A 25,306-nucleotide genomic window follows, 5' to 3' on the forward strand; every position below is an offset into this window, starting at 1 on the left:
GACAAGTTCACCATCCGACGCTATGTCGACATGGCAATTTGGCGTGATGCATTCGATCACGAAGCGTGGCACCCGTCGACCCTTCTGGGAAGAGGGTCGGTGCAACGGTGGCTGGTTGTCGCGGGACGGGTCCTGGGGCGTCCGGCTCCGACGTACCCGGCCGGTGCGCCTGGGCTGCGGATTTGCCCAAGGGCAGGGGACCCGGGCGAGATTGACCGAAAATAGGCGGTGCACATGAGGGGCGCACAGCCCCGGAGCATGCGCCTCCCAGGCTTCATCCGGCCAGTGCCCGGGCCGGGAAACGGGAACCGGTGACGTCGCGTCACCGAGCTTCCGCGGAGATCGCCGCCGGCTCGAACCGGCCAACAGCGGCGGCCCCGTGCGGTCGTCGGACCGGCCGTGACGGCCGGGCGGGGGCCGGCGTGCGGCCGGGGTCGGCTTCGGATCGTCCCGCCCGTGCACGAACAGGCCGTACAGAAACCGGAACTGACGGTGCCGATCCTCCAGTCGGAAGGCGCTCGGCGGACCTGGTCCGGCCGGGCCCCGCCCCGCCTGCCGGCGCCGGTGCGACCCCCGGGCCCGGCGCCGGGCCCCCGACCGCTTCCGGATCGAACTGCTGACTGAGGGTGAGATGAGCCGCCCCCGGGCCGGCGGGTGACGGTGGACCGGCGGCGGGTCCGGTCGGGAGCTCGAACGGTTGATGGGCTCCGGGGGCCGCCGGGACCCGTGATGCGCTACCCGGCGCGGGCCGGACTCGGCATTGGGGCGTCCGGAGCCGGCGGAGACGACGGTCGGCCGGGGAGCGGGACCGGCGGCGGCGTCGCTCCGGAGTGGCCGTCGGGCTGCCGGGCAAACCCGCCGGACCGGTTTCGGACAGCGGATCCGGCCGCCGCGGCGGCCGGGGCATCGGCGTCGGTGTGCGCGACAGAAGGCGCATGCCCGTCGTCCGGGGCGGACGGCAAGGACTGCACGCCGTGGTGCGCGCCGATCTGCGCCGTCGGTCCCGGTTCCACCGGTGCTCCGCCCCGCGCCCCGCTCGCGACGACTCCGCGCGCGACTCCGCTTGCGACGACTCCGTGCACGACCGGTCGGCCCGCGACCGTCCCGGTGGCGAGTGCCCCGGTGGCGAGAGCACCGCCCGCGAGTGCCCCACTCGCGACCGCCCCGCGCCGGGCCCCGGTCGACCTGGTGGCCCCGGCCCGAACCGCCGGCCGGGGCGACGGGGCACCGCGGGCGGCCAGCACCTGTCCGACGGCCTCCGGCAGACCGGCCGCCTTGAGCGTGGGACGGTAGCCGGGCTCGGCCCAGGGGCGGCCGTGGTGCAGCCAGACGCTCCGCAGCCCGGCCAGCTCGGCGCCGGCGATGTCGGCGGGGGCGTGGTCCCCGACCATCCAGGTGTGCGTGGCCCAGTCCCCGGTCGGTGCGATGCCGCACCGCTGCGCCGCGATCTCGAAGATCAACGGGTCCGGCTTGAGGCAGTCGGCCTCCTCGGAGATCACCCAGCCGTCGACCATCGGTCCGAGGCCGGTCCGCCGGATCTTCTCCAGCTGGGCCCCGGTGTTGCCGTTGCTGACGATGCCCAGCGTCCACCCGGCGGCGCGCGCGGCCCGCAACGCGTCGAGGTTGCGCGCCGGGCAGTGGATGTGGGCGTTGATACCGCGCCGGTAGTGCGCGAGCAGCCGGTCGAGCGACTCGTCCAGGCCGTAGCGGCGGCGGGCGGCGGACAGTACGGTGCTGCGCGGCACGTAGCCGCCGCCGTCGATGGTGGCGAGCCACTCGACGTCGGTGGGCGGCAGGGCCCGTTCGAGCAGGAAATCCTGAGCCCAGGCCCGGAATGCGGCGTCCCTGGGGAGCAGCGTGTTGTCGAGGTCGAGCAGGAGCAGGGGCATGTCGAGCATGGTGCCAGCGGGTGCGCCTATGCATCTGGCAAATGCCGGGCGCCGTCGCGAACCCGTACGTATTGGCTGAAACGGGGTGCCGGGACCGTTCGGCTCCGCACGGCCCCACGGATGGGCGGCGATCCCAGCCGCCTCACTGCCCGGTGACGGGCCCGCGACGGATCGTCATCGATCCATGACAGTCCGGTCACGGTGTCCCGGAGTCCTGTTGCGCCGCCCGGTCCGCTCAGTCAAGCTCCAGGGAACCTCCTTCGCCGGAGGGGCGTTCTCGCGCTCGGACAAGGGGCGCACGGCCGTCGGCACGCGCATCCCTCGTTCGCGGGAAGAGTGTCGCCCCGAGGCCGCGTGGCTGGGCGGTACGCCCCGCCCGACGTACTCTGAAAGGAACAGGTCACAAACGGTGGTGCTCGGTGCAGACCGACGACTTCCCGTGGGCGGGCCTGCCGCTCGGGCAGCGTTGTCCTCTCCTGTAGGCCCATCTCCTTCGAAGAGCCCTGTGCCATGGCTGGTTCTGAGCACTCCCGACCGGGGGAACCGGGCGCGGACGCCCGGAGCGGTGGTTTCCGACCCCTTCGCAATCTCGCGCGCCGCGGTCGTTCCGGTTCCGGCTCCCGCCAGCGGCGGGACGCTCGGCGTTCCGGCCCCCAGGAGCCCGCGGTGACCGGCCGGCCGGGACCGGGCGCCGACCGCCCGGACATCGCCGGCCCGCCCGGCGCGGCCGGCGAGGCGGCCGTCCGGGAAGCGCCCGCCAAGTCCTGTGACCCCGCCTTCCAGCACGGTGTGGTGGTGGGCTTCGACGGATCGCTGTCCAGTGAGCGCGCCCTCGCCTACGCGGTGGGCATGGCCCGCCGCTCCCAGTGCGGGCTGGTGATCGTGCACGTCGCCAACCGGCTGCCCGCCACCGTGTGGGCCGGGTGCGAACCGCCGGTCTTCGTGGACCTCCCCGACCACCGGACGGAGGTGCTCGGCCTGGAACTCGCCTGCGCGGACTTCCTCTCCGGAGTGCCCTGGATCCTGGTCGAGCGGGGCGGCGACATCTGCCACGAGATCGAGGAGGTCGGTCGGGAGTTCGCCGCCGACGCGATCGTGGTCGGCACCACCCACGGCCTGCTCGGCAAGATCTTCGGCTCGGTCTCCGGCCGTCTCGCCCGCCGCGCCAACCGCCCGGTGATCGTGATCCCCTGAGCTCCGAGGTGTTGCTGCCGGACCGCGACGTCGCGGGTGGCCGCGGCGTGGGACGTGGGCGGACCGGGCGCGGCGGTGCTCGGTTTCTTCGCGCTCTTCACCGGCTTCGCCGTCGCCGGGGCCTGGCAGCAGCTCAACACGGCCCGCCGGCACACCCACGAGGAGTCCCGTGCCCTTACCGAGGTGTACCGGGCGGCGCGGTTGCTGCCCGAGCCGGAGCGACCGGTCGTCCAGCAGCGGGTGCGGGACCGCACCAGGCAAGTGATCGGGGGAGAGATCGGGGGAGAGTGGGCGCAGATGGGTCGGGGCCACGGCAGTGCCGAGGCATGGGTGGCGGCGGACCGGATCAGGATCTCGGTGGACGCGGTGCGGAGCCAGGATCCGTCCGAACTCGCGGCAAAGGCAGATGTGTTGAGAGGTCTGACGGACGTCCGGCGACGCCGCCGGTGATCGCGTTGACCGCCAGCGGCCGCAACCTGGTGCTGATGGTGTTCGTGGGGGCCTCGGTGGCTTTCGCGGTCAGTGTGGTGTTCCAGCTCGGCGGCCCGTTCGACGGTGCCGTCGGGGTCGCGCCGACGGCGTTCGAACTCGCACTGACCCGGTACGGCCAGATCGACTCGGGCGGGCCCGTCATTGCTCCTTCCTCTTTCGGGGCGCTCCGCTGAGCGCCTCACCGCCGTGTCGCCCGCCCTCCGCGTCGTCCCCGACGGGCGACGCGGAGGGCGGGACAAGAGACCTGTCGCAGCCTCAGGAGACGCCGAGCTCGCGTGCGATGAGCATGCGCTGCACCTCCGAGGTGCCCTCGCCGATCTCCAGGATCTTGCAGTCCCGCCAGAAGCGGGCGACGGGGAACTCGTTCATGAAGCCGTACCCGCCGTGGATCTGGGTCGCCTCGCGGGCGTTGTCGACGGCGGCCTCCGACGAGTACAGCTTGGCGATCGCGGCCTCCTTCTTGAACGGTTCCGAGTGCAGCAGCCGGGATGCGGCGTCCCGCCAGGCGAGGCGGGAGGTGTGGGCGCGCATCTCCATGTCGGCGAGCTTGAACTGGATGGCCTGGTTGGCGCCGATCGGCCGGCCGAAGGCGCGGCGGGTACCGGCGTAGAGGACGGACTGGTCGACGCAGCCCTGGGCCAGGCCGGTGGCCAGGGCTGCGATCGCGATGCGTCCCTCGTCGAGGATCCGCAGGAACTGGGCGTAGCCGCGACCTCGCTCGCCCAGCAGGTTGGCCGCGGGAACGCGGCAGTCGGTAAAGGACAGTTCGCGGGTGTCGGATGCGTTCCATCCGACCTTCGAGTACTTCTTCGACACCTGGAACCCGGGGGTCCCCGTGGGCACGATGATGGAGGAGATTTCGCGCCGGGGCGAGGAGAATTCGCCCTCTTCACTCGAACGAGCGATCGGTTCGGTGAGCGCGGTGACGGTGACCAGACCCGTGATGTCGGTGCCGGAGTTGGTGATGAAGCACTTGGTGCCGTTGATCACCCACTCGTCGGTGGCCTCGTCGTAGCGGGCGGTGGTGCGGGTCGCCCCGGCGTCGGAGCCGCCCTCGGGCTCGGTCAGGCCGAACGCGCCGAGCAGCTCGCCGGAGGTCAGCCGGGGCAGCCACTCCCGCTTCTGCTCCTCCGTGCCGAAGCGGTGGATCGGCATCGCGCCGAGCGAGACCGCCGCCTCCAGGGTGATCGCGACCGAGGAGTCGACCCGGGCCAGCTCCTCCAGCACCAGGCAGAGCGCGAAGTAGTCGCCGCCCATGCCGCCGTACTCCTCCGGGAACGGCAGGCCGAACAGGCCCATCCGCCCCATCTCCCGCACGATCTCGTAGGGGAACTCGCCCTGCTCGTAGTACTCGCCGATCTTCGGCGCGACCACGTCCTGGGCGAATTCGGCCACGGTGCGCCGCAGTTCCTCGTACTCGGTGTTCAACCGGTGGTCGAGCATGGTGATCCTCCTGGGGCCCCGCCGGGGTGGGCGCGGGCGTGGTCGGGGCGGCCGCCGTCGGTGCGGGTGTGACGGACGGCGGGCGGTGCGAAGAGCGGACGAACGGGGGCGGACCGGCCGGCGGTCGAAGGGCCGGGTCCACGGTGGTGCCGGCCGGGCGGGCAGTCGCCCGGCCGACGGGCGGGACGGTCGGTGCGGGTCGGTCCTGGGTCAGTCCGGGGCCCCGGCCCCGGTGGAGCCGAGCAGGGCCTGGACCGTGCGGGACGGGCTCGGACGGCCGAGCCGGCGGGCCATCCAGCCGCTGGTGGCGACCAGGGCGCGCAGGTCGACGCCGGTCCGGATGCCGAGGCCGTGCAGCATCCACACCAGGTCCTCGGTGGCCAGGTTGCCGGTGGCGCTCTTGGCGTAGGGGCAGCCGCCCAGTCCGCCGGCGGACGCGTCCACGGTGGTGACCCCGGCGCGCAGCGCGGTCAGCGTGTTGCTGAGCGCCTGGCCGTAGGTGTCGTGGAAGTGCACCGCCAGCCGGTCGACGGGGACGCCCGCCGCCGCGAACCCGTCGAGCAGGTCGGTGACCTGGCCCGGGGTGGCCACGCCGATGGTGTCGCCGAGGCTCAGCTCGGCGCAGCCCAGTTCCAGCAGCCGCAGACCGGACCGGACCACCTGGGCGACCGGGACCGGTCCCTCCCAGGGGTCGCCGAAGCACATCGAGAGGTAGCCGCGGACGGGGACCCCGGCGGCCGAGGCCCGTTCCACCACGGGACGGAACATCGCCATCGCCTCGTCCGCCGAGCGGTTGAGGTTGCGTCGGGCGAAGGTCTCGGTGGCGCTGGCGAACACCGCGACGTCGGTGGCGTGGTGGGCCAGCGCGCGGTCGAGCCCGCGCTCGTTGGGCACCAGCACCGGCAGCCGCAGACCGGGCCGGCGGTCCGGGAGGCCGGCCAGCCGGGGCATCAGCTCCTCGGCGTCGGCGAGCTGGGGCACCCATTTCGGGTGGACGAAACTGGTGGCCTCGACGGTGCGCAGCCCGGCGGCGGCCAGCCGCTCGATGAACTCGGCCTTGACCTCGACCGGGACGAGGGCGCTCTCGTTCTGCAGCCCGTCGCGCGGACCGACCTCGTGGATCCGCACCTCCTCGGGCAGGCCGGGGGCGCGGACCGGGGCGGGCAGCCCCAGGTCGAGGGCGTCGGGTTCGCGCGCGGGGTCGGCCGTGGGGCCGTCAGCGGGGCCGGCGCCTCTCGGCGCGGCGGCGGTCACGACCGCACCGCCGGGACGGGCCCGTCGGCCGCCGGGCCGGACGCGGCCTCGGCGGGGGTCACGACGACCAGCAGTTCCTCCATCGCCACGGTGGCGCCGGCGGCGGCCCGGAGCTCGCTGACCGTGCCGTCGTGCGGGGCCGAGATCACGTGCTCCATCTTCATGGCCTCCAGGACGAGCAGGGGCTGGCCCTTGCGGACCGACTCCCCGGCGGTGGTCTTGACGACCGTCACGGTGCCCGGCATCGGCGCGGTCAGGGCGCCGTGGTGGGCGGCGCCGTCGGCGGCGCCCTCGCCGACCGGGTCGTGGCCGTGCACCGGCCAGGCGTCGCCGTCGACGCCCAGCCAGGTCACCGGGCCGGCGGTCGCGGCGGTCCGGTCCTCGGCGAGGGCGAAGCCCGTCCGCAGGCCGTCGACGGTGAGCCGGAGGCGGTCGTCGGAGCGGTCGGCCCGGGCGCGGTGGACCGGTCCGGAGCCGAGCCGGATCTCGACCTCGGCGGCGGTCCCGGACGGATTGTCAGTGGCCTCGGCTACGTTGCTCGCAGTGATCGGGCGAACGCTCACCGACACCGGGTCCTGGCCGGGGACGCGGAGCCGGTGGGTGGTCCAGGCGGGGGCGCCGCCGAGGCGCCAGCCGGAGGGAAGGGAGAACGGGTCGGTCCAGCCGTCGGCGTCGGCGGCGGGGGTGAGGTCCAGGTGCCGCGCGAGCGCGGCCGCGTAGTAGAGGAGGTGGGCCGGGGTCGGTTCCTCCGTCGGCAGGGGGTCGGAGGTGCCGGGGGCCGTCGCCGAGGTCCCGGGCGTCGTCGCCGGGGTCGCGGCCGCGGTGGCCGGGGAGTACGGGGAGGCGAGCAGCCCGGGCTCCCGCTGCGCCGTCTGCTCGACCAGGCCGGTGTCGAGTCGTCCTGCGGTGACCTCGGGGTGTGCGAGGAGCCGTCGCAGGAAGCCGGTGTTGGTGGTGACGCCGAGGATCCGGGTGTCCGCGAGGGCGGCGCGCAGGCGCCGCAGCGCGGTCGGACGGTCGGGCCCGTAGGCGATGACCTTGGCGAGCATGGGGTCGTAGGAGCTGGTGATCACGGTCCCGGGGGCGACCCCGGAGTCCACCCGGATGCCCTCGCCCCGGGGTTCGTCGAGGAGCAGGATGCGTCCGCCGGTGGGCAGGAAGTCCCGTTCCGGGTCCTCGGCGCAGATCCGGGCCTCGATGGCGTGGCCCTGGAAGGAGATGTCGGACTGGGCGAAGGCGAGGGGTTCACCGGCGGCGACCCGCAGCTGCCACTCGACCAGGTCGAGCCGCCCCGAGCCGGCCACCGCGACGGCGAGTTCGGTGACGGGGTGTTCCACCTGGAGACGGGTGTTCATCTCCATGAAGAAGAAGTCCCGCACCCCCTCCGTGGAGGTGGGGGAGTCCGGGTCGATGCCGGGGACGATGAACTCCACGGTGCCGGCGCCGGTGTAACCGCAGGACTCGGCGGCCCGGACGGCCGCGGCGCCCATGGCGGCGCGGGTCTCGGCATTGAGCAGGACGGAGGGAGCCTCTTCGATCAGCTTCTGGTGGCGGCGCTGCAGGCTGCACTCGCGCTCGCCGAGGTGGACGGTGCTGCCGTGGGCGTCGGCCAGTACCTGCACCTCGATGTGGCGCGGCCGGTCGATCCAGCGTTCCAGCAGCAGGGTGTCGTCACCGAAGGCGGTGCGGGCGACGCGCCGGGCGGCGGCGATCTCGGTCGGCAGCTCGGCCGGGTCGCGGACCAGGCGCATGCCCTTGCCGCCGCCGCCGGCGGAGGGCTTGAGCAGGACGGGGTAGCCGATGTCGGCGGCCGCCGCGACGAGGTCCTCGTCGGTGGGCGCGGTGGCCCGGCTGCCCGGGACCACCGGCACGCCGGCGGACCGCACGGCCTCCTTGGCGTTGATCTTGTCACCCATCAGCTCGACCGCTGCGGGAGGAGGACCGATGAAGACGAGGCCGGCGTCGGCGCAGGCACGGGCGAAGGAGGCGTTCTCGGCGAGGAAGCCGTAGCCGGGGTGGACGGCCTGGGCGCCGGTCCGGCGGGCGGCGGCGAGGATCTGGTCGGTCCGCAGGTAGGTCTCGGCGGCGGAGCTGTCGCTGCGGTCGGCCGGGCCGAGCCGGACCGCGACGTCGGCCTCGCGGACGTGCGGCGCGTCGGCGTCGGCGTCGCTGAACACGGCGACAGAGCGCACGCCGAGCCGCCGCAGGGTGCGGATCACCCGGACGGCGATCTCGCCGCGGTTGGCGACCAGGACTGTGTCGAACATGGGAGGCGTTCCTCCGGGTCGAGGGGGCCGTACGAAGGAGGTGGTGGGCACCGGGTGGGTGCCGGGCACCGGGGAGGGCGGCGGAGCGGGTGGGCCGCCGCCCCTGGAGGAGCGCTACATGCGGAAGACGCCGAAGGGGCCGGGCTCCGGGAGCGGGGCGTTGGCACATGCGGTGAGGGCGAGGCCGAGCACGGTCCGGGTGTCCATCGGGTCGATCACGCCGTCGTCCCAGAGCCGGGCGGTGGCGTAGTAGGCGTTGCCCTGGCGCTCGTACTGCTCGCGGACGGGGCGCTTGAACTCCTCCTCCGCCTCGGTGGCCCACTCCTCGCCGTGGGCCTCCAACTGGTCGCGGCGGACGGTGGCCAGCACGGAGGCGGCCTGCTCGCCGCCCATCACCGAGATCTTGGCGTTCGGCCACATCCACAGGAAGCGGGGTGAGTAGGCCCGGCCGCACATCGAGTAGTTGCCGGCCCCGTAGGAGCCGCCGATGACCACCGTCAGCTTCGGGACGCGGGTGCAGGCGACGGCGTTGACCATCTTGGCGCCGTGCTTGGCGATGCCGCCCGCCTCGTACTGCCGCCCGACCATGAAGCCGGTGATGTTCTGCAGGAAGAGGAGGGGGATTCCGCGCTGGTCGCACAACTCGATGAAGTGGGCGCCCTTGAGGGCGGACTCGGCGAACAGCACGCCGTTGTTGGCGACGATGCCGACCGGGTGGCCGTGGATCCGGGCGAAGCCGGTCACCAGGGTCGCGCCGTACTCGGCCTTGAACTCGGCGAACCGGCTGCCGTCGACCAGTCGGGCGATCACCTCGCGCACGTCGTACGGCGTGCGCGGGTCGACCGGGACGGCCCCGTACAGGCCGGCCGGGTCGACGGCCGGCGGCTCGGCCGGGGCGAGCGGCCACGGGCGGGCGGTGCGCGGGCCGAGCCCGGCGACGATGGTGCGGACGATGGACAGCGCGTGGGCGTCGTCCTCGGCCAAGTGGTCCGTGACACCGGAGGTCCGGGAGTGCAGGTCGCCGCCGCCCAGCTCCTCGGCGGTCACCACCTCGCCGGTCGCCGCCTTCACCAGCGGCGGTCCGCCGAGGAAGATGGTGCCCTGGTTGCGGACGATGACGGCCTGGTCGCTCATCGCCGGCACGTACGCGCCGCCCGCCGTGCAGGAGCCCAGCACGGCGGCGATCTGCGGGATGCCCGCGGCGGAGAGGCGCGCCTGGTTGTAGAAGATCCGGCCGAAGTGGTCGCGGTCCGGGAAGACCTCGTCCTGCATCGGGAGGAAGGCACCGCCGGAGTCGACCAGGTAGACGCAGGGGAGCCGGTTCTCCAGCGCCACTTCCTGGGCGCGCAGGTGCTTCTTGACCGTCATCGGGTAGTAGGTGCCGCCCTTGACGGTGGCGTCGTTGGCGACCACCACCACCTCGCGCCCGGCGACCCGGCCGATGCCGGCGATCACCCCGGCGGCCGGGGCGGCGCCGTCGTACATCCCGTCGGCTGCCAGCGGGGCCAGTTCGAGGAAGGGGGAGGCCGGGTCGAGCAGGGTGTCCACCCGGTCGCGGGGGAGCAGCTTGCCGCGCGCGGTGTGCCGGTCGCGGGCTCTGGCACCGCCCCCGAGCGCGGCCGTGCCGAGCTTCTCGCGGAGTTCGGCGACCAGGGCCCGGTGGGCGGCGGTGTTCGTCCGGAACGCCTCGGACCCGGGGTCGGCGGCCGTGTCGAGCCGGGGTGCCGGCGCGGCCGCACCGGGTGCGCCGCGGCCGTGGGCCGCGCCGCCCGCCGGGGTACCGGCCGCCGCGCTGCCATTGATGCCGGTGGGTGCGCCGACAGTGGAGATGACCATCCCAAGAGCTCCCTTGCCCTCGGCGGCAGGTGGGCCGACAGGGCCGGTGAGCCCGCGACCCCCACACGTTAATGAACGTTAACTTCCGTCGCCCAGGTTAACCACCGATAACGCGACTGTCTACGATGGTCGGCATGCCGAACGTCCCATCCGCCTCCGGGCTCGCACGCCGCGACCAGATCCGCAGGGAGGCCGCCCGACTCTTCGCGGCCCGGGGCTTCCTCGGCGTGGGCGTCGACGAGATCGGCAAGGCCGTCGGCATCAGCGGCCCCGGCCTCTACCGGCACTTCGCCGGCAAGGACGCGATGCTCGCCGACCTGCTGGTCGGCATCAGCGAGCGGCTGCTGGAGGAGGGGCGCCGCCGTGCGGGCGGCAGCGAGGGCCCGGCCGCCGCGCTGGACGCGCTGATCGGCGGCCACGTCGACTTCGCGCTCGACGACCGCGACCTGATCACGCTGCACGACCGCGAACTGCTCAACCTCCGTGACGAGGACCGCAGGACCGTCCGCCGGCTCCAGCGCGCCTACGTGGAGCTCTGGGTGGAGGTGGTCCGCCAGGCCTTTCCGCCGCTCGCCGCCCCGACCGCCGAGCCGGTCGCCCGGGCGGCGGTGCACGCCGTCTTCGGGCTCATCAACTCGACCCCGCACAGTCACGGCCCGAATCCCGCCCAGGGCGACGAGCGGGCCGGGCTCACCCGCGACGCGATGGCCGCACTGCTGCACGACCTCGCCCACGGCGCGTTCTCGGCGGCCGCCGCCTCCGTCGCCGCCGGGGCTGACGCCCGTGCTACCGACACCGCGACCTCCGGCACTGCCGCTTCCGACGCCGCCCCTTCCGACACCGCCGCCTCCGACACTGCGCGGGCCTGACCCGCGGGCCCGTACCGTCCCCGCAGGCCCGCCGTCCCCGCGGGCCCGCCGCTCCCGCAGGGCCGTTGCTCCGTTCGGGGCAGACCGGGTCAGGCGCCCGACCTAGGACCAAGGGAGGTCCGCCCCCTGCGTCGGTGGGCGGTGGGCGGTTCCCGCTCCGTCGGCGACCCTGGTAACGAGCGCCGGTCCGGTCCGGCGGGAATCACCGCAGGCTGCGGGCTGTTGCCCCGTCCGTCGGGCCGGGGCCCCGGCACGTCCTGGCCTGAAAAATCCATGGCGGTCACCCGACGGAATGGTTAGCATCCCTAAATATGCCTGAGACTCACGGATCTACGGTGGAGCTTTCTCCGAGCAGCACCCGAGCCGGCGCTGCGGGCGCGGACGGCGCCAAGAGCGACGCGGGCACCTCGGCGGACAAGCCCGGGGACGGGCCTGACCGACCGGACCGGACGCCCGGACCGTCCACGACCGCCCCCGACGACTCCGGCACGCCGGTCGGCGCCGACGGCCCCGACACCGCGGGCTGGCTCCGACGGCTGCTCGGCTACTGCTGGCGCTCCCGGCGCAGCGTGCTGCTCGCCTTCGGCGCCTCGCTGCTCGGCATGGCCGTCACCGCCCTGGTGCCCCTGGTCACCAAGCTGATCATCGACGACGTCATCACCGCGCACTCCCGGCCGCTCGCCCCGTGGGCCGTGGTCCTGCTGCTGGCCGCCGCCGTCGTGTTCGGCTGCACCCAGGTCCGCCGCTACTACGGCGGGCAGCTGGCCGTGGACGTCCAGCACGACCTGCGCGCCGACCTCTTCCGTTCGCTCGGCAGACTCGACGGCCACCGCCAGGACCGGCTCGACACCGGACAGGTGGTCGGCCGCGCCACCTCCGACCTCCAGCTGGTCAACGGGCTGCTCTCGATGCTGCCGATGATGACCGGCTACCTGCTCATGTTCGTCATGTCGCTCGGCGTGATGGTCTGGCTCTCGCCGCCGCTCACCCTGGTCGCGCTGGTGATGGCCCCGGTGCTGTGGTGGGTCTCGACGCTCAGCCGCAAGCGGCTGTTCCCCTCCACCTGGGCCGCCCAGCAGGAGGCCGCGGCCGTCGCCGGAGTGGTCGACGAGGCGATCGGCGGCGTGCGGGTGGTCAAGGGCTTCGGGCAGGAGGCGCAGGAGCTGGACAAGCTGGAGACGGCCTCGCGCAGTCTCTTCGCCGCCCGACTGCGCTCGATCCGGCTCAACAGTCGCTACAACCCCGCCATGCAGGCCGTCCCGGCGCTCGCCCAGGTGGCGGTACTGGCCTTCGGCGGCTGGCTGGCGGTCGAGGGCCGGGTCTCGCTCGGCACCTTCGTCGCCTTCTCCACCTACGTCGCGCAGATGACCGGCCCGGTCCGGATGATGACCATGGTCATCACGGTCGGCCAGCAGGCCCGGGCTGGTGTCGAACGCGTGCTCCAGCTGATCGACGAGCGGCCGCTGGTCCGGGAACGCCCGGACGCGGTCGTCCTCGACCTGGCCGCCGGCCCGGACGCCGCCCTGCCCGACGCCACCCCGGCGGCCGGCGCCGCCGTGCCCGAGACCACCCCGGACGCCGGCGCCCCCGTACCCCGGACCACCCCGGACGCAGGTCCGACCACCGGTCCGCGCGTGGTCGGCCCGCTCACCACCGAGGTGGCGCTGGAGTTCGACCGGGTCGAGTTCCGCTACGACCCCGAGCACCCGGCCCCGGTCCTGCACGGACTCAACCTCCGCCTCGCCCCCGGCGAGACCCTCGCCCTGGTCGGCTCCTCCGGTTCGGGCAAGTCCACCGTCGCGCAGCTGGTCCCCCGCTTCTACGACCCGGCGGACGGCGCCGTCCGCCTCTACGGCCACGACCTGCGCGACCTGACCCTCGACTCGGTCCGGTCGGCCGTCGGCATCGTGCCCGAGGAGAGCTTCCTCTTCTCCGAGACCGTCCGCACCAACATCGCCTACGGCCGCCCGGACGCCACCGACGAGCAGATCGTCGCGGCCGCCCGCGCCGCCCAGGCCGACGAGTTCGTCCGGGCGCTGCCCGACGGCTACGCGACGAAGGTCGGCGAGCAGGGCCTCACCCTGTCCGGAGGCCAGCGCCAGCGCATCGCCCTGGCCCGGGCGATCCTCACCGACCCCCGGATCCTGCTGCTCGACGACGCCACCTCGGCCGTGGACCCGCAGATCGAGGCCGAGATCCACGACGCGCTGCGCTCGGTGATGGCCGGCCGCACCACCCTGCTGATCGCGCACCGCCGCTCCACCCTCCAACTGGCCGACCGGATCGCCGTCCTGGACCACGGCCGCCTGCTCGACATCGGCACCCACGAGGAACTCGAGGCCCGATGTCCCCGCTACCGGGCCCTGATCACCGACCCCGAGGCCGGCCGGACCACCCCCGCCGCACCCCCGGCGGCACCCGGAGCGACCGAGCCGCCCACGGCCACCGGTACGGAGTCCACCCAGGACACCGGTACCACCGCCGATGCCGATGCCGATGCCGACGCCGCCGACACCGACACCGACGTCACCGGCGCGAGCACCCCCACCCCCGCCATTCCCATCCCGGCCATGCCCACCCCGGCCCTGGCCAAGGCCGCCCGCACCGCCGCACCCGAGCTGCTCGCCCGGGTCGCCGCCCTCCCACCGGCCACCGACCACCCGGCGATCCCCCGCGCCGAGGCCGAGCGGGGCGACCCCGACTTCAGTCTCCGCCGCCTGCTGCGCCCCTTCCGGGTCCCGCTCACCCTGGCGCTGCTCCTGGTGGCCCTGGACGCGGGCGCCGGCCTGGTCCTGCCGATCCTGATCCGGCACGGCATCGACGACGGCGTCAGCAAGGGCGTCATGACCGGAGTCGTCGCCGCCTCGCTCGCCGCCCTGGTGATCGTCCTGCTGGACTGGCTGGTGCAGGGCGCCGAGAACCGGGTCAGCGGCCGCACCGGCGAGCGGGTGCTCTACTCGCTCCGGCTCAAGATCTTCGCCCACCTCAACCGGCTCGGCCTCGACTACTACGAACGTGAACTGTCCGGCCGGATCATGACCCGGATGACCACCGACCTGGACTCGCTCACCTCGTTCCTGCAGACCGGCGTGGTCACGGCGGTGGTCAGCCTGCTGACCTTCCTCGGCATCTTCGCCGCCCTGCTGGTGATCGACGCCGGACTCGCCCTGGCGGTCTTCGCGGTGCTGCCGCTGCTCGCGGTCGCGACCCTGGTGTTCCGCCGGAAGTCCAAGGCCCAGTACGAGATCTCCCGGGACCTCATCAGCACGGTCAACGCGGACCTCCAGGAGAACGTGGCCGGCATGCGGATCGTCCAGGCGTTCCGCCGGCTGGACGCCAACACGGACCGCTTCGTCGCCCGGGGCATCGCCTACCGGGACGCCAGGGTCCGGGCCCAGCTCTACATCTCGCTGTACTTCCCGTTCGTGCAGTTCCTCTCCAGCGTCGCCGCCGCGCTGGTGCTGATCATGGGTGCGTCGCGGGTGGACGCCGGGACGCTCACCGTCGGCGCGCTGGTCGCCTACCTGCTCTACATCGACCTGTTCTTCGCGCCGGTCAACCAGCTCTCCCAGGTGTTCGACGGCTACCAGCAGGCGGCGGTCGGCCTCGGCCGGATCCGCGAGCTGCTGCGCACCCCGACCAGCACCGCGCAGGCGGCCGACCCGGTGCCCGTCCCGGCCGGGCTCCGCGGCGAGATCGAGTTCGACCGGGTCGGCTTCGCCTACAACGGCGGCGCGGACGGCGCCCCGGACGTCCTCACCGACATCAGCCTGCGGATCCCGGCCGGGCAGACGGTGGCGCTGGTCGGCGAGACGGGGGCGGGCAAGTCGACCCTGGTCAAGCTGGTCGCCCGGTTCTACGACGCGACGTCCGGCACCGTCCGGGTCGACGGCGTCGACCTGACCCGCTACGACCTCGCCCAGTACCGGCACCGGCTCGGGGTGGTGCCGCAGGAGGCCTACCTGTTCGCCGGGACGGTGCGCGAGGCCATCGCGTACGGCCGACCGGGGGCCTCCCCGGCCGAGGTGGAGGCGGCGGCCCGCGCCGTCGGCGCGCACGACATGATCCTCCGGCTGTCCGGCGGCTACGAGCACGAGGTCGCCGGCCGGGGGCGGAACCTCTCGGCGGGTCAGCGTCAGCTGATCGCGCTGGCCCGGGCCGAACTGGTCGATCCGGACGTCCTGCTGCTGGACGAGGCCACCGCGGCGCTCGACCTGGCCACCGAGGCGGCGGTCAACCGTGCCGCGGACCGGCTCAGCGGCGGCCGCACCACCCTGGTCATCGCGCACCGGCTGACCACGGCCGAGCGTGCGGACCGGGTGGTCGTGCTGGACCACGGCCGGGTGGTCGAGGACGGCACGCACAAGGAACTGCTGGCGCGGGGCGGGGCGTACACCCGGCTCTGGCAGGCGTTCGTGGCGGAGGGTCACCACCGGTCCGGGACGCCGTCCGCCCCGGTCCCGGACGCGATCGCCGGATCGTGACCGCCGGATCGTGATGGCCGGACCGTGACCGCCGGGGCTCGAGCGCCGGACCGTCGGCGGCCGGGGCGGCGCGGGCGTCCTCAGGACAACCCGCGCCGCGCCCGCCGGGGTCTGCTGCCCCGGTCGTTCACGCCGCGAGCAGTGCGATCAGCAGCCTCGACGGATCGATCCCCCGGGGCAGTTCGCTCACCTGCCCGTCACCGACCTCGACCACCCGCCAGCCGGAGCCGTCCGCCCGCTCGGCCAGGTCGGTGGTGACGAACCGGCAGCCGAGCGTCCGCACCGGCGGCCGCACCCCGGAGAGGTCGGGGGCGGCCGGGCAGCCGGGCAGGTCCGGATGCGGTCCGACCAGCACCGGCTCGCCGTCCAGCCACCACACCCGGGACTCCACGGCCCGCCGCCGCCCGCCCCGGCCGTCGTCCGGCAGCCCGGGGTCCCGGGCCCGCTCCCGTCCGGTCCCGCCGGACGGCGTCCCCTCGGCGTCCCACACCACCCGGGTGAACTCCTCGAACCGCCGCAGCACCACACCCCCGGCCAGGTAGGAGCCCTGCCGTTCCACGAACCGGGCGACCACCCGGGCCACGGCCGGCAGGTCCGCCAGCTCCGGGACGAAGCAGGCCTCGCCCCACTCGTCCTTGCGGGACTTCACGTAGTCCTTGACGATCGCCGGTCCCCGCCCGCCGAGCTCGGCGACGGCCGCGGCCAACCGCTCCGGACCGGGCGGCGCGATCCCGGCCCCGTCCCCACCGCCGCCGGCCCCGTCCCCGCCGCTGCTCCCGTCCCCACCACTGCTCCCGGCCCCGCTGCCGCTGCCGGCCCCCGCCAACGGCAGCCAGACGCTCTGCGGCGTCGCCCCCTCGAACACCCCGTACCAGCCCGGCAGTTCGTGCGCCGACGCGTACCCGGGCGGGCTGGTCAGCAGATGCCCGCCGCGTTCGGCCAGGGCGGCGGCGAAGGCCGCGTAGCGGTCCGAGGGGAGCATCCACCCCCGGTACCAGAACGGTCCACGGCCCGCCGGCACCCGGTCGACGGCCGCGCGGGCGTCGCCTGCGAGCAGCGCGTCGTGGTCGACGAGGTGGTGCTCGCCACCCAGGTCCCGCAGCAGCCGGGCCTCCCGGACGAACTGGGGATCGATCCGGCGCGGGTCCAGCGGATGGGAGGGGAGGAGGAACGCGGGTGCGGGCATGGGCGTCAGGGTACGGCCAGGGGCAGCCCGTCGAGCCGTCAAAACCCCGACGCCACAAGCCCTGACCGGCCCGGTCGGGCCCGTTGCGCCGACCGGTCGGGCTCGTTGCGCCGACCGGCAGGGCCCGTCGCGCCGACCGGCAGGGCCGTCGCGCCCGCGGGCCGGAAGGCCGGCGGAATCCGTTCGACGGCCGGAGCGCACCGCTGGCAGAGTGACCCGATGCGAAACCTGTGGCGAAACGCGCGAAGGACCCCACGCCGGGCCGCCAGGACGGTCGTCCTGGACGAGCACGGTTCCGTCTTCCTCCTGCGTTCGGACAACAGCGAGGTCGGCGTGCACTGGACCATGCCGGGCGGCGGCATCGAGGCCGACGAGACGCCGTGGGCCGGGGCACGCCGCGAGCTCTGGGAGGAGACCGGCTGGTCGGACCTCGAACCGGGCCCGCTGCTCTGCACCTGGGAGCACGACTTCACCTGGCACGGCACGCCGGTCCGCCAGCACGAGCACATCTACCTCACCGACGGTCCGCACCGGGGTCCGGTCGGCGACGTCAGCGCGGTGCACGCCGCCGACCGGATCCTCGACTGGCGCTGGTGGACCCCGGCGGACCTCGCGGACGAGAACGCGGACGCCCTCTGGCCGCCCCGGCTGCCGGAGCTGCTGGCCGAGGTCCGCGAGGGCTGGCTCACCGAGCGGCGCGAACCCCGGCCCGTCGATCTCGGCTACATCCCGAACGGCGGATCCGTCCGCTCCTGAGCGGTACTCCCGTCGGCCCCGAACGCCTGGAGCGGGCGGCGCCGGCCGCGTCGGCCCGGCCGCCCGGGCGGGCCGACCTGCCAGTCCCGGAGCTCCAGCTCCCGGTCGTGCAGGGCACCGGGGTTGATCACGACGGAGAGCCGGGCCTCCGCGAGCTGTTCCCGGGTGAGGCCGGTGGCGCTCAGCAACTGCTCGATCGGTACCGAGACGGCGATCGCGGGCCGCCAGGCGGGCAGCACGACCAGACAGGTCCCCCGGCCGAGCCGGAGGATCTCGGCGGTCATCCGGGCGGCGGGCCGCTCCTCGGCGCGGCCCGGGCGTCCACCGGCCTCCGGCAGCTGGGAGGTGCCACCGATCAGCACGCCCAGCGGGGGCTCGGCTGCCGACCCCGGCCAGGAGGCGTCCCGGTCGCCGTCGGAGCGCGGTCCGGGGACGACCGGCGTACCGGTGACCGGCCCCGGAGCGGTGCGTGCGCCGTCCGGCCGGACGGGGGCGGCGGCCGTCCCCGGATGCAGCAGGCGGAGGCGGCGCGACGGTGACGGCCGTCGACCGAAGGCGGCGCGCGACTCCTCCTGGGACGCCCGCAGTACCGGGACCGTCGACTCCTGGACGGCCGCCGGCTGCCGGAGCCCGGGGAACGCCTCACCCGCCTCGCCCGAACCGCCCGAACCGTTCGACCCGCCGCTCCTGCCCGACCCGCCGGCTCCGCCCGTCTCGGCGGTCACGGACCAGCCGGAGGACCCGGACCCGCCGTCGGCTTCGCCGCCGCGCGGCCGCGGCACGGAGCCGCCCGTCAGAACGCCGGTCGCACCGCCCGTCCGGCCGTCGGCGACCGCCGCCGTGACCGAGCAGCAGCGGGCCACCCCGTCCACCGGGGCGGCGTCGATCGCCGGGGGAACGGGTGGGGCGGACGGCGTCCGGTCGGCGGCGGTCCGGTCGAGCGTGGTCATTGGCACGGGCCCTTCGGGGTACGGTCCCGTCGATCCTTCCGTACCGGGCGACGTGCTCCAAGCGGGTTTCCGCCCCCTGCGCCCCACAACACCGTCATGCCCCACGAGTCCCCCTCGTACCACCGGTCCCACCTGCACAACAGCCTGACGTCCCATCGGGCTCCCCGGTTCCCGACCCGGCTGCCGGGGCCCGGCCGCTCCCCGTACGGGCCTCACCGGCCCCCGGCCCCGACCCCCGGCCCCGGCCCTCCCCCCCCGGGAGGGAGCCGGTCAGGCGCCGGGCGCCACGAAGCCCTTCAGGTCGGACAGGACGACGTTGGCGGCGGCCACGCCGAGCCCGAGGAACCAGGTCTCGTCCGGGACCGGCCGCGCCTGACCGGACTTGACCGCGCCGAGGGTCTTCCAGAGCGCCCCGCCGAGCACCGCGTCCTGGTTGGTGGAGCTGGGGGTGCCGTAGACCCCGTAGAAGATCCAGTCGGCGTCCGCCTTGTCGATCTGCTCGGGGCCGATCTCCACCGCGAGCTCCTTGACCTGCTCGATCGCGGGCTGTGGCAGCCGGACGTCGGTGAGGACGGTGCCGATGAAGGACAGCTCCGCGTACAGCCGGGTCTTGCCGGGCATGAAGCGCAGCGGCGTGATGGTGGGCCGCTTGTCGCCGAGCGCGGCACCGATCGCCGATGCCGCCGCCTGGTAGGCGTCCAGCTGGGCCCTGGCCTCCGCCTCCAGGCCGAACGGGCTCGCGTTGAGCACGAAGTTCTGCTTCCACGGGTAGCCGGGGCGCAGCGAGAAGACGGTCGGCGCGATCTTGGAGAGCTGCTGGTACTGGTCCTGGGCGCGCAGCTGGCTGCCGAGGATCAGGTCGGGCTTGAGCGCGGCGATGGCTTCCAGGTTGAGGCTGTTGATGGTGCCGACGGCGGCGGGGTTGCCGGCCCTGTCCTTGAGGTAGGACGGCATGGTCTTGGAGCCGTCGGTGTGGACCACGCCGACCGGCTGGATGCCGAGCGAGACGACGTTGTCGAGCTCGCCGGTGTCGAGGACGACGACCCGGGTCGGCTTCGCCGGGACGACGGTCTCGCCCAGCGCGTGCCGGATCGTCCGCGGGTAGACGCCGGGGGCGGCGTCGGTGCCGAAGCCCTTCATCTTCTCGATCACGGTGGCGTAGTCGTCGCCGCCCTGCTTGACGGACTTCTGGTCCGGCGAGGAACCGCCGGAGGGCTTCGCCGTGCCGCCGGAGCCACCCGGTCCGGTCGACCCGCCGGAGCCGTCCGAGCTGCCGCAGGCGGTGAGGAGTCCGCCGAGGCCGAGCACGGCGCCGCCGGTGAGTGCCGCGGTGAGCAGGGCCCGTCGGCCGGGGCGGGGGGTGGTCGGGTGGCCGGGGGTGGGGGACACGCGGCGCTCCTTCGGGGGTGGAATGTCGGTTAGGCAAGGCAAACCTATCCGACGTCACCGAAGGGTCCCGCGCCGCGCCCGTCGGGCCCGCGGGGTCGATGTCAAAACGTCTCAAAACGTGACACAGCGGGCGAATCGATTCCGTCACAGCCCTTTGAAATAAAGGTACACGCCCTTATGACCCATGCATCATCGGCCAACGCTCAGCTTTGCTCGGGCGAATCGAAGGGAGTGGTTCAAATCACCAAGGGTTGGCCTACTCAACCTTCGGTACCCGCACCTAGGGTGCGCAGGTGTTTGATCAGCAGCTCTCAGAGCACGGAAGCAGCGGCCGGGCAACGGCGCCCGCCGCTCCGCAGGGTGCCCCGGTCAGTGGTGCCAGTGGTGGAGCCCCCGACACGGGGGTGGCGGGGGCGACGGGGGCAGCGGGGGACAAGGGTCTACGGGGAAACTCCGTCGGCCTGCTGAGCAGCGTGGTCCTGGGCGTCTCCACGGTCGCCCCGGTCTACTGCCTGACCGCCACCCTGGGACCGACGGTCACCGCCGTCGGTGTCCAGATGCCCGCGGTCTTCCTGGCCGGCTTCCTGCCGATGCTGCTCGTCGCGTTCGCGTACAAGGAACTGAACAAGGACTTCCCGGACTGCGGCACGTCCTTCACCTGGACGGTCAAGGCCTTCGGCCCCCGCGTCGGCTGGATGGCAGGCTGGGGCCTGACGGTCGCCACCATCATCGTGCTGTCCAACCTCGCCGGGGTGGCCACCGACTTCCTGTACCTCATGCTCGGCGAGATGACCGGCAGCGGAGCCGTCGCCGACCTCAACGACAACAAGGCCGTCCATCTGGCCACCGTCGTCGTCCTGATCGCCGCCGCCACCGCGATGAGCTACCGCGGCATGACGGCCACCAAGTGGTTCCAGTACAGCCTGGTCGGGCTCCAGCTCGCCGTCCTGCTGCTGTTCGCGGGCATCGCCATCGGCAAGGCCGCCACCGGGGACCTGCCCGACTCCATCGGCTTCTCCGCCTCCTGGCTCAACCCGCTCGAAGTGGGCTCGTTCAGCGCCTTCACCGCCGGCCTCTCGCTCTCGATCTTCATGTACTGGGGCTGGGACACCTGCCTCACCATGAACGAGGAGACCAGCGGCAGCGCCAAGACCCCGGGCCGGGCCGCGATGATCTCGATGGTCACCCTGGTCGGCTCCTACCTGCTGGTCGCCGTCGCCGCCCAGATGTTCGCCGGCGTCGGCAGCACCGGCAACGGCCTCGGCAACCCGGACACCGCCGACAACGTCTTCTCCGCCCTGGCCCGGCCGGTCCTCGGCTCGCCGTGGAGCATCCTGCTCTTCCTGGCCGTCGTCGCCAGCGCCGCCGCCAGCCTGCAGACCACCTTCATCCCGGTCGCCCGGACCCTGCTCGCGATGAGCGCCTACCGGGCGGTGCCGCCCCGCTTCGGCACCGTCCACCCGCGCCACCGCACCCCCGGCTTCGCCACCCTCGCCGCCGGTGCCGCCACCGCCGTGTTCTACGTCGGCATGAGCGTCATCAGCGAGAACGTCGTCCAGGACACCATCCTGGCCCTCGGCCTGATGATCTGCTTCTACTACGCGCTGACCGCCTTCGCCTGCGTCTGGTACTTCCGCCACTCGCTCCGCAACAGCCTGCGCGACCTCGTGCTCAAGGGCCTCGCCCCGCTGCTGGGCGGCCTGCTGCTGAGCGGGGTCTTCCTGCAGACCCTCACCGACGCCTGGGACCCGGAGTACGGCAGCGGCGCCGTCCTCGGCATCGGCTCGGTGTTCGTCATCGGCGTCGGGATCCTGCTGCTCGGCGCGGTGCTCATGTTCGTGTACAGCGCCTACCGGCCCGCGTTCTTCCGCGGCGAGACCCTCCGCCAGGACACCCCCGCCCTCGTTGTCGAGGACTGACGGGCGACGGAGCATCGCGGAACGCCGCGGCACGGAAGCCGTAATCCGGCGGCGGACCGGCCCCGGTGACCGCTACCCTCGAACCCATGAAGCGCTTCGCAGGTCTCGACTGGTGGCCGTCCTAGGACGGCCACCAGCCACGCCTGACCAGGGCCGTCCGGGATGGACGGCCCTGCTGCGTTTCTCCGACGGGACGGGCCCCGAGCCCCGGACGGCCGCGACCACCGCCGTACCGAGGAGAAGCCCCGTGACCACCCTGGCCACCGCGAACACCACGACCGCCCCGAACGACCCGAACGACCCGAACGACCCCGCCGACCTGGCCGGGCTCGCCGAGCTCGACGAGGGCGTCCGCGCCGACCCGGCCGCCCACCGCGTCCTCACCGGCGACCGCCCCACCGGCCCGCTCCACCTCGGCCACTACTTCGGCAGCCTGCGCAACCGGGTCCACCTCCAGCGCCTCGGCGTCGAGATGTTCCTCGTCATCCCCGACTACCAGGTCATCACCGACCGGGACCTCGCCGACCGCCTCGCCGAACACACCGAGAACCTCGTCGTCGACTACCTCGCCACCGGAATCGACGCCGACCGCGCCACGATCTTCACCCACAGCTCCGTCCCCGCCCTCAACCAGCTGCTCCTGCCCTTCCTCAGCCTGGTCAGCGTCGCCGAACTCCACCGCAACCCCACCGTCAAGGACGAGATCGCCCACTCCAGCCAGGCCAGTGTGAACGGACTGATGCTCACCTACCCCGTCCACCAGGCCGCCGACATCCTCTTCTGCAAGGCCGACCTCGTCCCCGTCGGCAAGGACCAGCTGCCGCACCTCGAAGTCGCCCGCACCGTCGCCCGCCGCTTCGACGAGCGCTACCCGCACCCCGACGGCACCCCCGTCTTCCCCCGCCCCCGCGCCCTGCTCTCCGCCGCACCGCTGCTCCTCGGCACCGACGGCGGCAAGATGAGCAAGAGCCGCGGCAACTCCGTCCCGCTCGCCGCCGACGAGGACACCACCGCCCGCCTGCTCAAGGGCGCGAAGACCGACGCCGACCGCCGGATCACCTACGACCCCGTCGGCCGCCCCGAGGTCGCCAACCTCCTCCTGCTCGCCGGCCTCTGCCAGGACCGCGCCCCCGAGGACCTCGCCGAGGAGATCGGCGACGGCGGCGCGGCCGCCCTCAAGCGCACGGTCACCGAGGCCGTGAACGAACACCTCCGCCCGATCCGCGCCCGCCGCGCCGAACTCGCCGCCGACCGGGGCCACATCCGCCAGGTCCTGCGCACCGGCTCCGAACGCGCCAACGCGATCGCCGACGCCACCCTCACCGAAGTGCGGGCCGTCATGGGATCGCTGTGAACGCGGCAGGGGCATAACCTCTCGGGGCCGGTCCCGCGCCGGCCCCGGGAGCACCCGTCCCGGGAGCAGCCGTCCCGCGAACACCGCGCCCCGCGAACACCCCGACCCGGAAGGAACCCGGCCATGGACCAGCACCCGACCACCCCCGGCCGAGGGCTGACCCGCCCGCCGCACCTCCGCCCCGGGGACCACATCGCCGTGGTCGCCACCAGCGGTCCCATCGACCCGCAGCGGCTCGACGCGGGCACCGCCGTCCTCCGCTCCTGGGGGCTGCGCGTCACCGTCGCCCCGCACGTCCTCGACACCCACCCCGTCCTCGGCCACCTCGCGGGCACCGACGCCGACCGCGCCGCCGACCTCCAGGCCGCCTGGCTCGACCCCACCGTCGACGCCGTCATCTGCGCCCGCGGCGGCTACGGCGTCCACCGCATGGTCGACCTCCTCGACTGGGACGCCATGCGCGCCGTCCCGCCCAAGATCCTCATCGGCTTCAGCGACGTCTCCTCCCTGCACGAGGCCTTCGCCCAGCGCCTCGGCCTCGCCACCCTCTACGGACCGATGAGCGCCACCGCCGGCTTCATCGGCGACGTGCGCACCGCCGAACACCTGCGCAGCACCCTCTTCGACCCCGCCGCGACCACCGTCATCACCTCGCCCACCGCCACCGCCCTCGTCCCCGGCCGGGCCCGCGGCGTCACCGCGGGCGGCTGCACCCACGTCCTCGCCGCCGAGCGCGGCACCCCCGCGGCCCGCCCCTCCTACGCCGGCAGCATCCTGATCCTCGAGGACGTCAACGAGCACCCGTACCAGCTCGACCGCCTCCTGACGCAGTTCCTGCGCTCCGGGGCCTTCGACGGCGTCACCGGGATCGCCCTCGGCTCCTGGGAGGGCTGCGGTCCGCTCGACCGGGTCCGGGACGTCATGCTCGACCGGCTGGGACCGCTCGGCGTCCCCGTCGTCTGGGAGCTCGGCTTCGGCCACTGCCCGTCCACCCTCACCGTCCCGCTCGGCGTCCCGGCCCTGCTCGACGCCGACGCCGGCACCCTCACCCTGGACCTGCCCGCCCTCGCCGCCCCCGCCCAGCCGGGGCCGGTCCGCCGGGACAGGTCCGCTGAGTAGGGTTCGCCCATGAACGCGGACCGCACCACCGGGGACCGCACGGGGGACACCCCCGGCGCCGACGACCTGACGGCCCTCGCCCTCGGCCTGCTGCGAGGCCCCGGAAGCGAGGCCCGCACCATCCTCGGACTCGCCGGCCCGCCCGCGGCCGGCAAGTCCACCCTGGCCCGGCACCTCGTCGCCGAGGTCGAGCGCCGCGAGGGCCCGGGCAGTGCCGCCTACCTCCCCCTCGACGGCTTCCACCTCTCCGCCGTCCAGCTCGACCGCCTCGGCCTCGGCCACCGCAAGGGCGCACCCGCCACCTTCGACGCGCACGGTTACGTCGCCCTGCTGCGCCGGGTCGCCACCGAGCGGTTCCAGGACATCTACGCCCCCGACTTCGACCGGGGCCTCGACGAACCGGTGGCCGCCCGCCACGTCGTCCACCCGCGGGCCCGCCTGGTCGTGACCGAGGGCAACTACCTCGCCTCCGCCGACCGCCCCTGGCCGGAGGCCCGCCGGCTGCTGCGCGAGCTCTGGTACGTCGAGGCCGACGACGCGGTCCGCGAGGCCCGTCTCCTCGACCGCCACCGCGCCGGCGGCCGCGACGAGGCCACCGCCCGCCGCTGGGTCACCGGCAACGACCACCCCAACGGCGAGTACGTGAAGGCCGGCCGTGCCGTCTGCACCCGCATCGTTCGCACGGACTGTTTGCCTTTGCCTCCGAATGGGCGTAGTGTTCTGTAGTCGCTCGGCAGGGAGCACCGGACACGCATCGGCGCGGACGGTCCCGGGGCGGCCAATCCTCTGAAACACCACCTCTTCCCGTTTCGGGCCGAGGCGTGTCGTTATTTCTTTCGATACGTTCCGGCTCAGGGTCTATTCGGTGTGCCTGTTTTCGGGGATTGCGGCCGGATTCGCTTTTC

Annotated in this window: 18 protein-coding genes; 10 read left to right on the forward strand and 8 right to left on the reverse strand. The window is 73.9% G+C overall.

The genetic code is table 11. The annotated features are described in order from the left end of the window. Positions 1-734: 734 nt before the first annotated feature. Complete coding sequence (locus ACIPYS_RS32835; RefSeq protein ID WP_093865115.1) at positions 735-1,889, reverse strand: HAD family hydrolase; 1,155 nt, start codon at positions 1,887-1,889, stop codon at positions 735-737. Positions 1,890-2,594: 705 nt separating this feature from the next. On the opposite strand from ACIPYS_RS32835, the gene ACIPYS_RS32840 reads away from it, so the two are divergent. The 3 genes from ACIPYS_RS32840 to ACIPYS_RS32850 are packed head-to-tail and all read left to right on the forward strand — an operon-like array spanning position 2,595 to position 3,748. Then, complete coding sequence (locus ACIPYS_RS32840) at positions 2,595-3,083, forward strand: universal stress protein (RefSeq protein WP_093865116.1); 489 nt, start codon at positions 2,595-2,597, stop codon at positions 3,081-3,083. 54 nt (positions 3,084-3,137) lie between these two features. Further along, positions 3,138-3,533 (forward strand): hypothetical protein, encoded by a 396-nt coding sequence (locus tag ACIPYS_RS32845; RefSeq protein WP_400753081.1) that lies wholly within the window; start codon positions 3,138-3,140, stop codon positions 3,531-3,533. A 5-nt stretch (positions 3,534-3,538) separates the two neighbouring features. Further along, positions 3,539-3,748, forward strand: coding sequence for a hypothetical protein (locus tag ACIPYS_RS32850; RefSeq protein ID WP_400753084.1), 210 nt, complete (start codon positions 3,539-3,541; stop codon positions 3,746-3,748). Positions 3,749-3,830: 82 nt separating this feature from the next. On the opposite strand, the gene ACIPYS_RS32855 is transcribed toward ACIPYS_RS32850, so the two are convergent. The 4 genes from ACIPYS_RS32855 to ACIPYS_RS32870 form a co-directional block, all read right to left on the reverse strand. After that, positions 3,831-5,018 carry an acyl-CoA dehydrogenase family protein gene (locus ACIPYS_RS32855; protein WP_320436393.1) on the reverse strand — a complete coding sequence of 396 codons (1,188 nt, stop codon included), beginning with the start codon at positions 5,016-5,018 and terminating at the stop codon, positions 3,831-3,833. A 210-nt stretch (positions 5,019-5,228) separates the two neighbouring features. Then, positions 5,229-6,191 carry a hydroxymethylglutaryl-CoA lyase gene (locus tag ACIPYS_RS32860; protein WP_400753117.1) on the reverse strand — a complete coding sequence of 321 codons (963 nt, stop codon included), beginning with the start codon at positions 6,189-6,191 and terminating at the stop codon, positions 5,229-5,231. Between the two features lie 77 nt (positions 6,192-6,268). Continuing rightward, positions 6,269-8,539, reverse strand: a complete 2,271-nt coding sequence (locus ACIPYS_RS32865) for an acetyl/propionyl/methylcrotonyl-CoA carboxylase subunit alpha (protein WP_400753088.1) — start codon at positions 8,537-8,539, stop codon at positions 6,269-6,271. A 114-nt stretch (positions 8,540-8,653) separates the two neighbouring features. Further along, on the reverse strand, positions 8,654-10,375 hold the full coding sequence (locus tag ACIPYS_RS32870) for a carboxyl transferase domain-containing protein (protein WP_400753091.1): 1,722 nt from the start codon (positions 10,373-10,375) through the stop codon (positions 8,654-8,656). 134 nt (positions 10,376-10,509) lie between these two features. Between ACIPYS_RS32870 and ACIPYS_RS32875 the strand changes: the two genes are divergently transcribed. Further along, on the forward strand, positions 10,510-11,244 hold the full coding sequence (locus ACIPYS_RS32875) for a TetR/AcrR family transcriptional regulator (RefSeq protein ID WP_400753094.1): 735 nt from the start codon (positions 10,510-10,512) through the stop codon (positions 11,242-11,244). A gap of 536 nt (positions 11,245-11,780) precedes the next feature. Next, positions 11,781-15,728, forward strand: a complete 3,948-nt coding sequence (locus ACIPYS_RS32880) for an ABC transporter ATP-binding protein (RefSeq protein WP_400753120.1) — start codon at positions 11,781-11,783, stop codon at positions 15,726-15,728. Between the two features lie 127 nt (positions 15,729-15,855). Here the strand turns inward: ACIPYS_RS32880 and ACIPYS_RS32885 are convergent, their stop codons facing one another. Next, positions 15,856-16,914, reverse strand: coding sequence for an ATP-grasp domain-containing protein (locus ACIPYS_RS32885; RefSeq protein WP_400753097.1), 1,059 nt, complete (start codon positions 16,912-16,914; stop codon positions 15,856-15,858). A 219-nt stretch (positions 16,915-17,133) separates the two neighbouring features. Here ACIPYS_RS32885 and ACIPYS_RS32890 point away from each other — a divergent pair, with 219 nt between their 5' ends. Then, the gene (locus ACIPYS_RS32890) at positions 17,134-17,670 is read left to right on the forward strand and encodes an NUDIX hydrolase (protein WP_030394120.1); all 537 of its coding nucleotides are present in this window, start codon (positions 17,134-17,136) and stop codon (positions 17,668-17,670) included. Here ACIPYS_RS32890 and ACIPYS_RS32895 read toward each other — a convergent pair. After that, positions 17,637-18,620, reverse strand: a complete 984-nt coding sequence (locus tag ACIPYS_RS32895) for a hypothetical protein (protein WP_400753101.1) — start codon at positions 18,618-18,620, stop codon at positions 17,637-17,639. The genes ACIPYS_RS32890 and ACIPYS_RS32895 overlap by 34 nt on opposite strands. A 270-nt stretch (positions 18,621-18,890) precedes the next feature. Next, the gene (locus tag ACIPYS_RS32900; RefSeq protein ID WP_231977781.1) at positions 18,891-20,009 is read right to left on the reverse strand and encodes an ABC transporter substrate-binding protein; all 1,119 of its coding nucleotides are present in this window, start codon (positions 20,007-20,009) and stop codon (positions 18,891-18,893) included. A 404-nt stretch (positions 20,010-20,413) separates the two neighbouring features. Between ACIPYS_RS32900 and ACIPYS_RS32905 the strand changes: the two genes are divergently transcribed. The 4 genes from ACIPYS_RS32905 (at position 20,414) to ACIPYS_RS32920 (ending at position 25,127) form a co-directional block, all read left to right on the forward strand. Further along, a complete protein-coding gene (locus tag ACIPYS_RS32905; RefSeq protein WP_400753105.1) occupies positions 20,414-21,928 on the forward strand; it encodes an APC family permease in 1,515 nt (504 codons plus the stop codon). Between the two features lie 247 nt (positions 21,929-22,175). Next, positions 22,176-23,282: a tryptophan--tRNA ligase gene (gene trpS / locus ACIPYS_RS32910; protein ID WP_400753108.1), complete on the forward strand. Its 1,107-nt coding sequence runs from the start codon at positions 22,176-22,178 to the stop codon at positions 23,280-23,282. 123 nt (positions 23,283-23,405) lie between these two features. Then, positions 23,406-24,401, forward strand: a complete 996-nt coding sequence (locus ACIPYS_RS32915) for an LD-carboxypeptidase (protein ID WP_400753111.1) — start codon at positions 23,406-23,408, stop codon at positions 24,399-24,401. A 9-nt stretch (positions 24,402-24,410) separates the two neighbouring features. Then, entirely contained in the window at positions 24,411-25,127 is a 717-nt protein-coding gene (locus ACIPYS_RS32920) for a nucleoside/nucleotide kinase family protein (protein WP_093862030.1), read from the forward strand. Positions 25,128-25,306: the final 179 nt, after the last annotated feature.

The sequence above is a fragment of the Kitasatospora sp. NPDC089913 genome (assembly GCF_044748625.1).
GTDB lineage: Bacteria > Actinomycetota > Actinomycetes > Streptomycetales > Streptomycetaceae > Kitasatospora.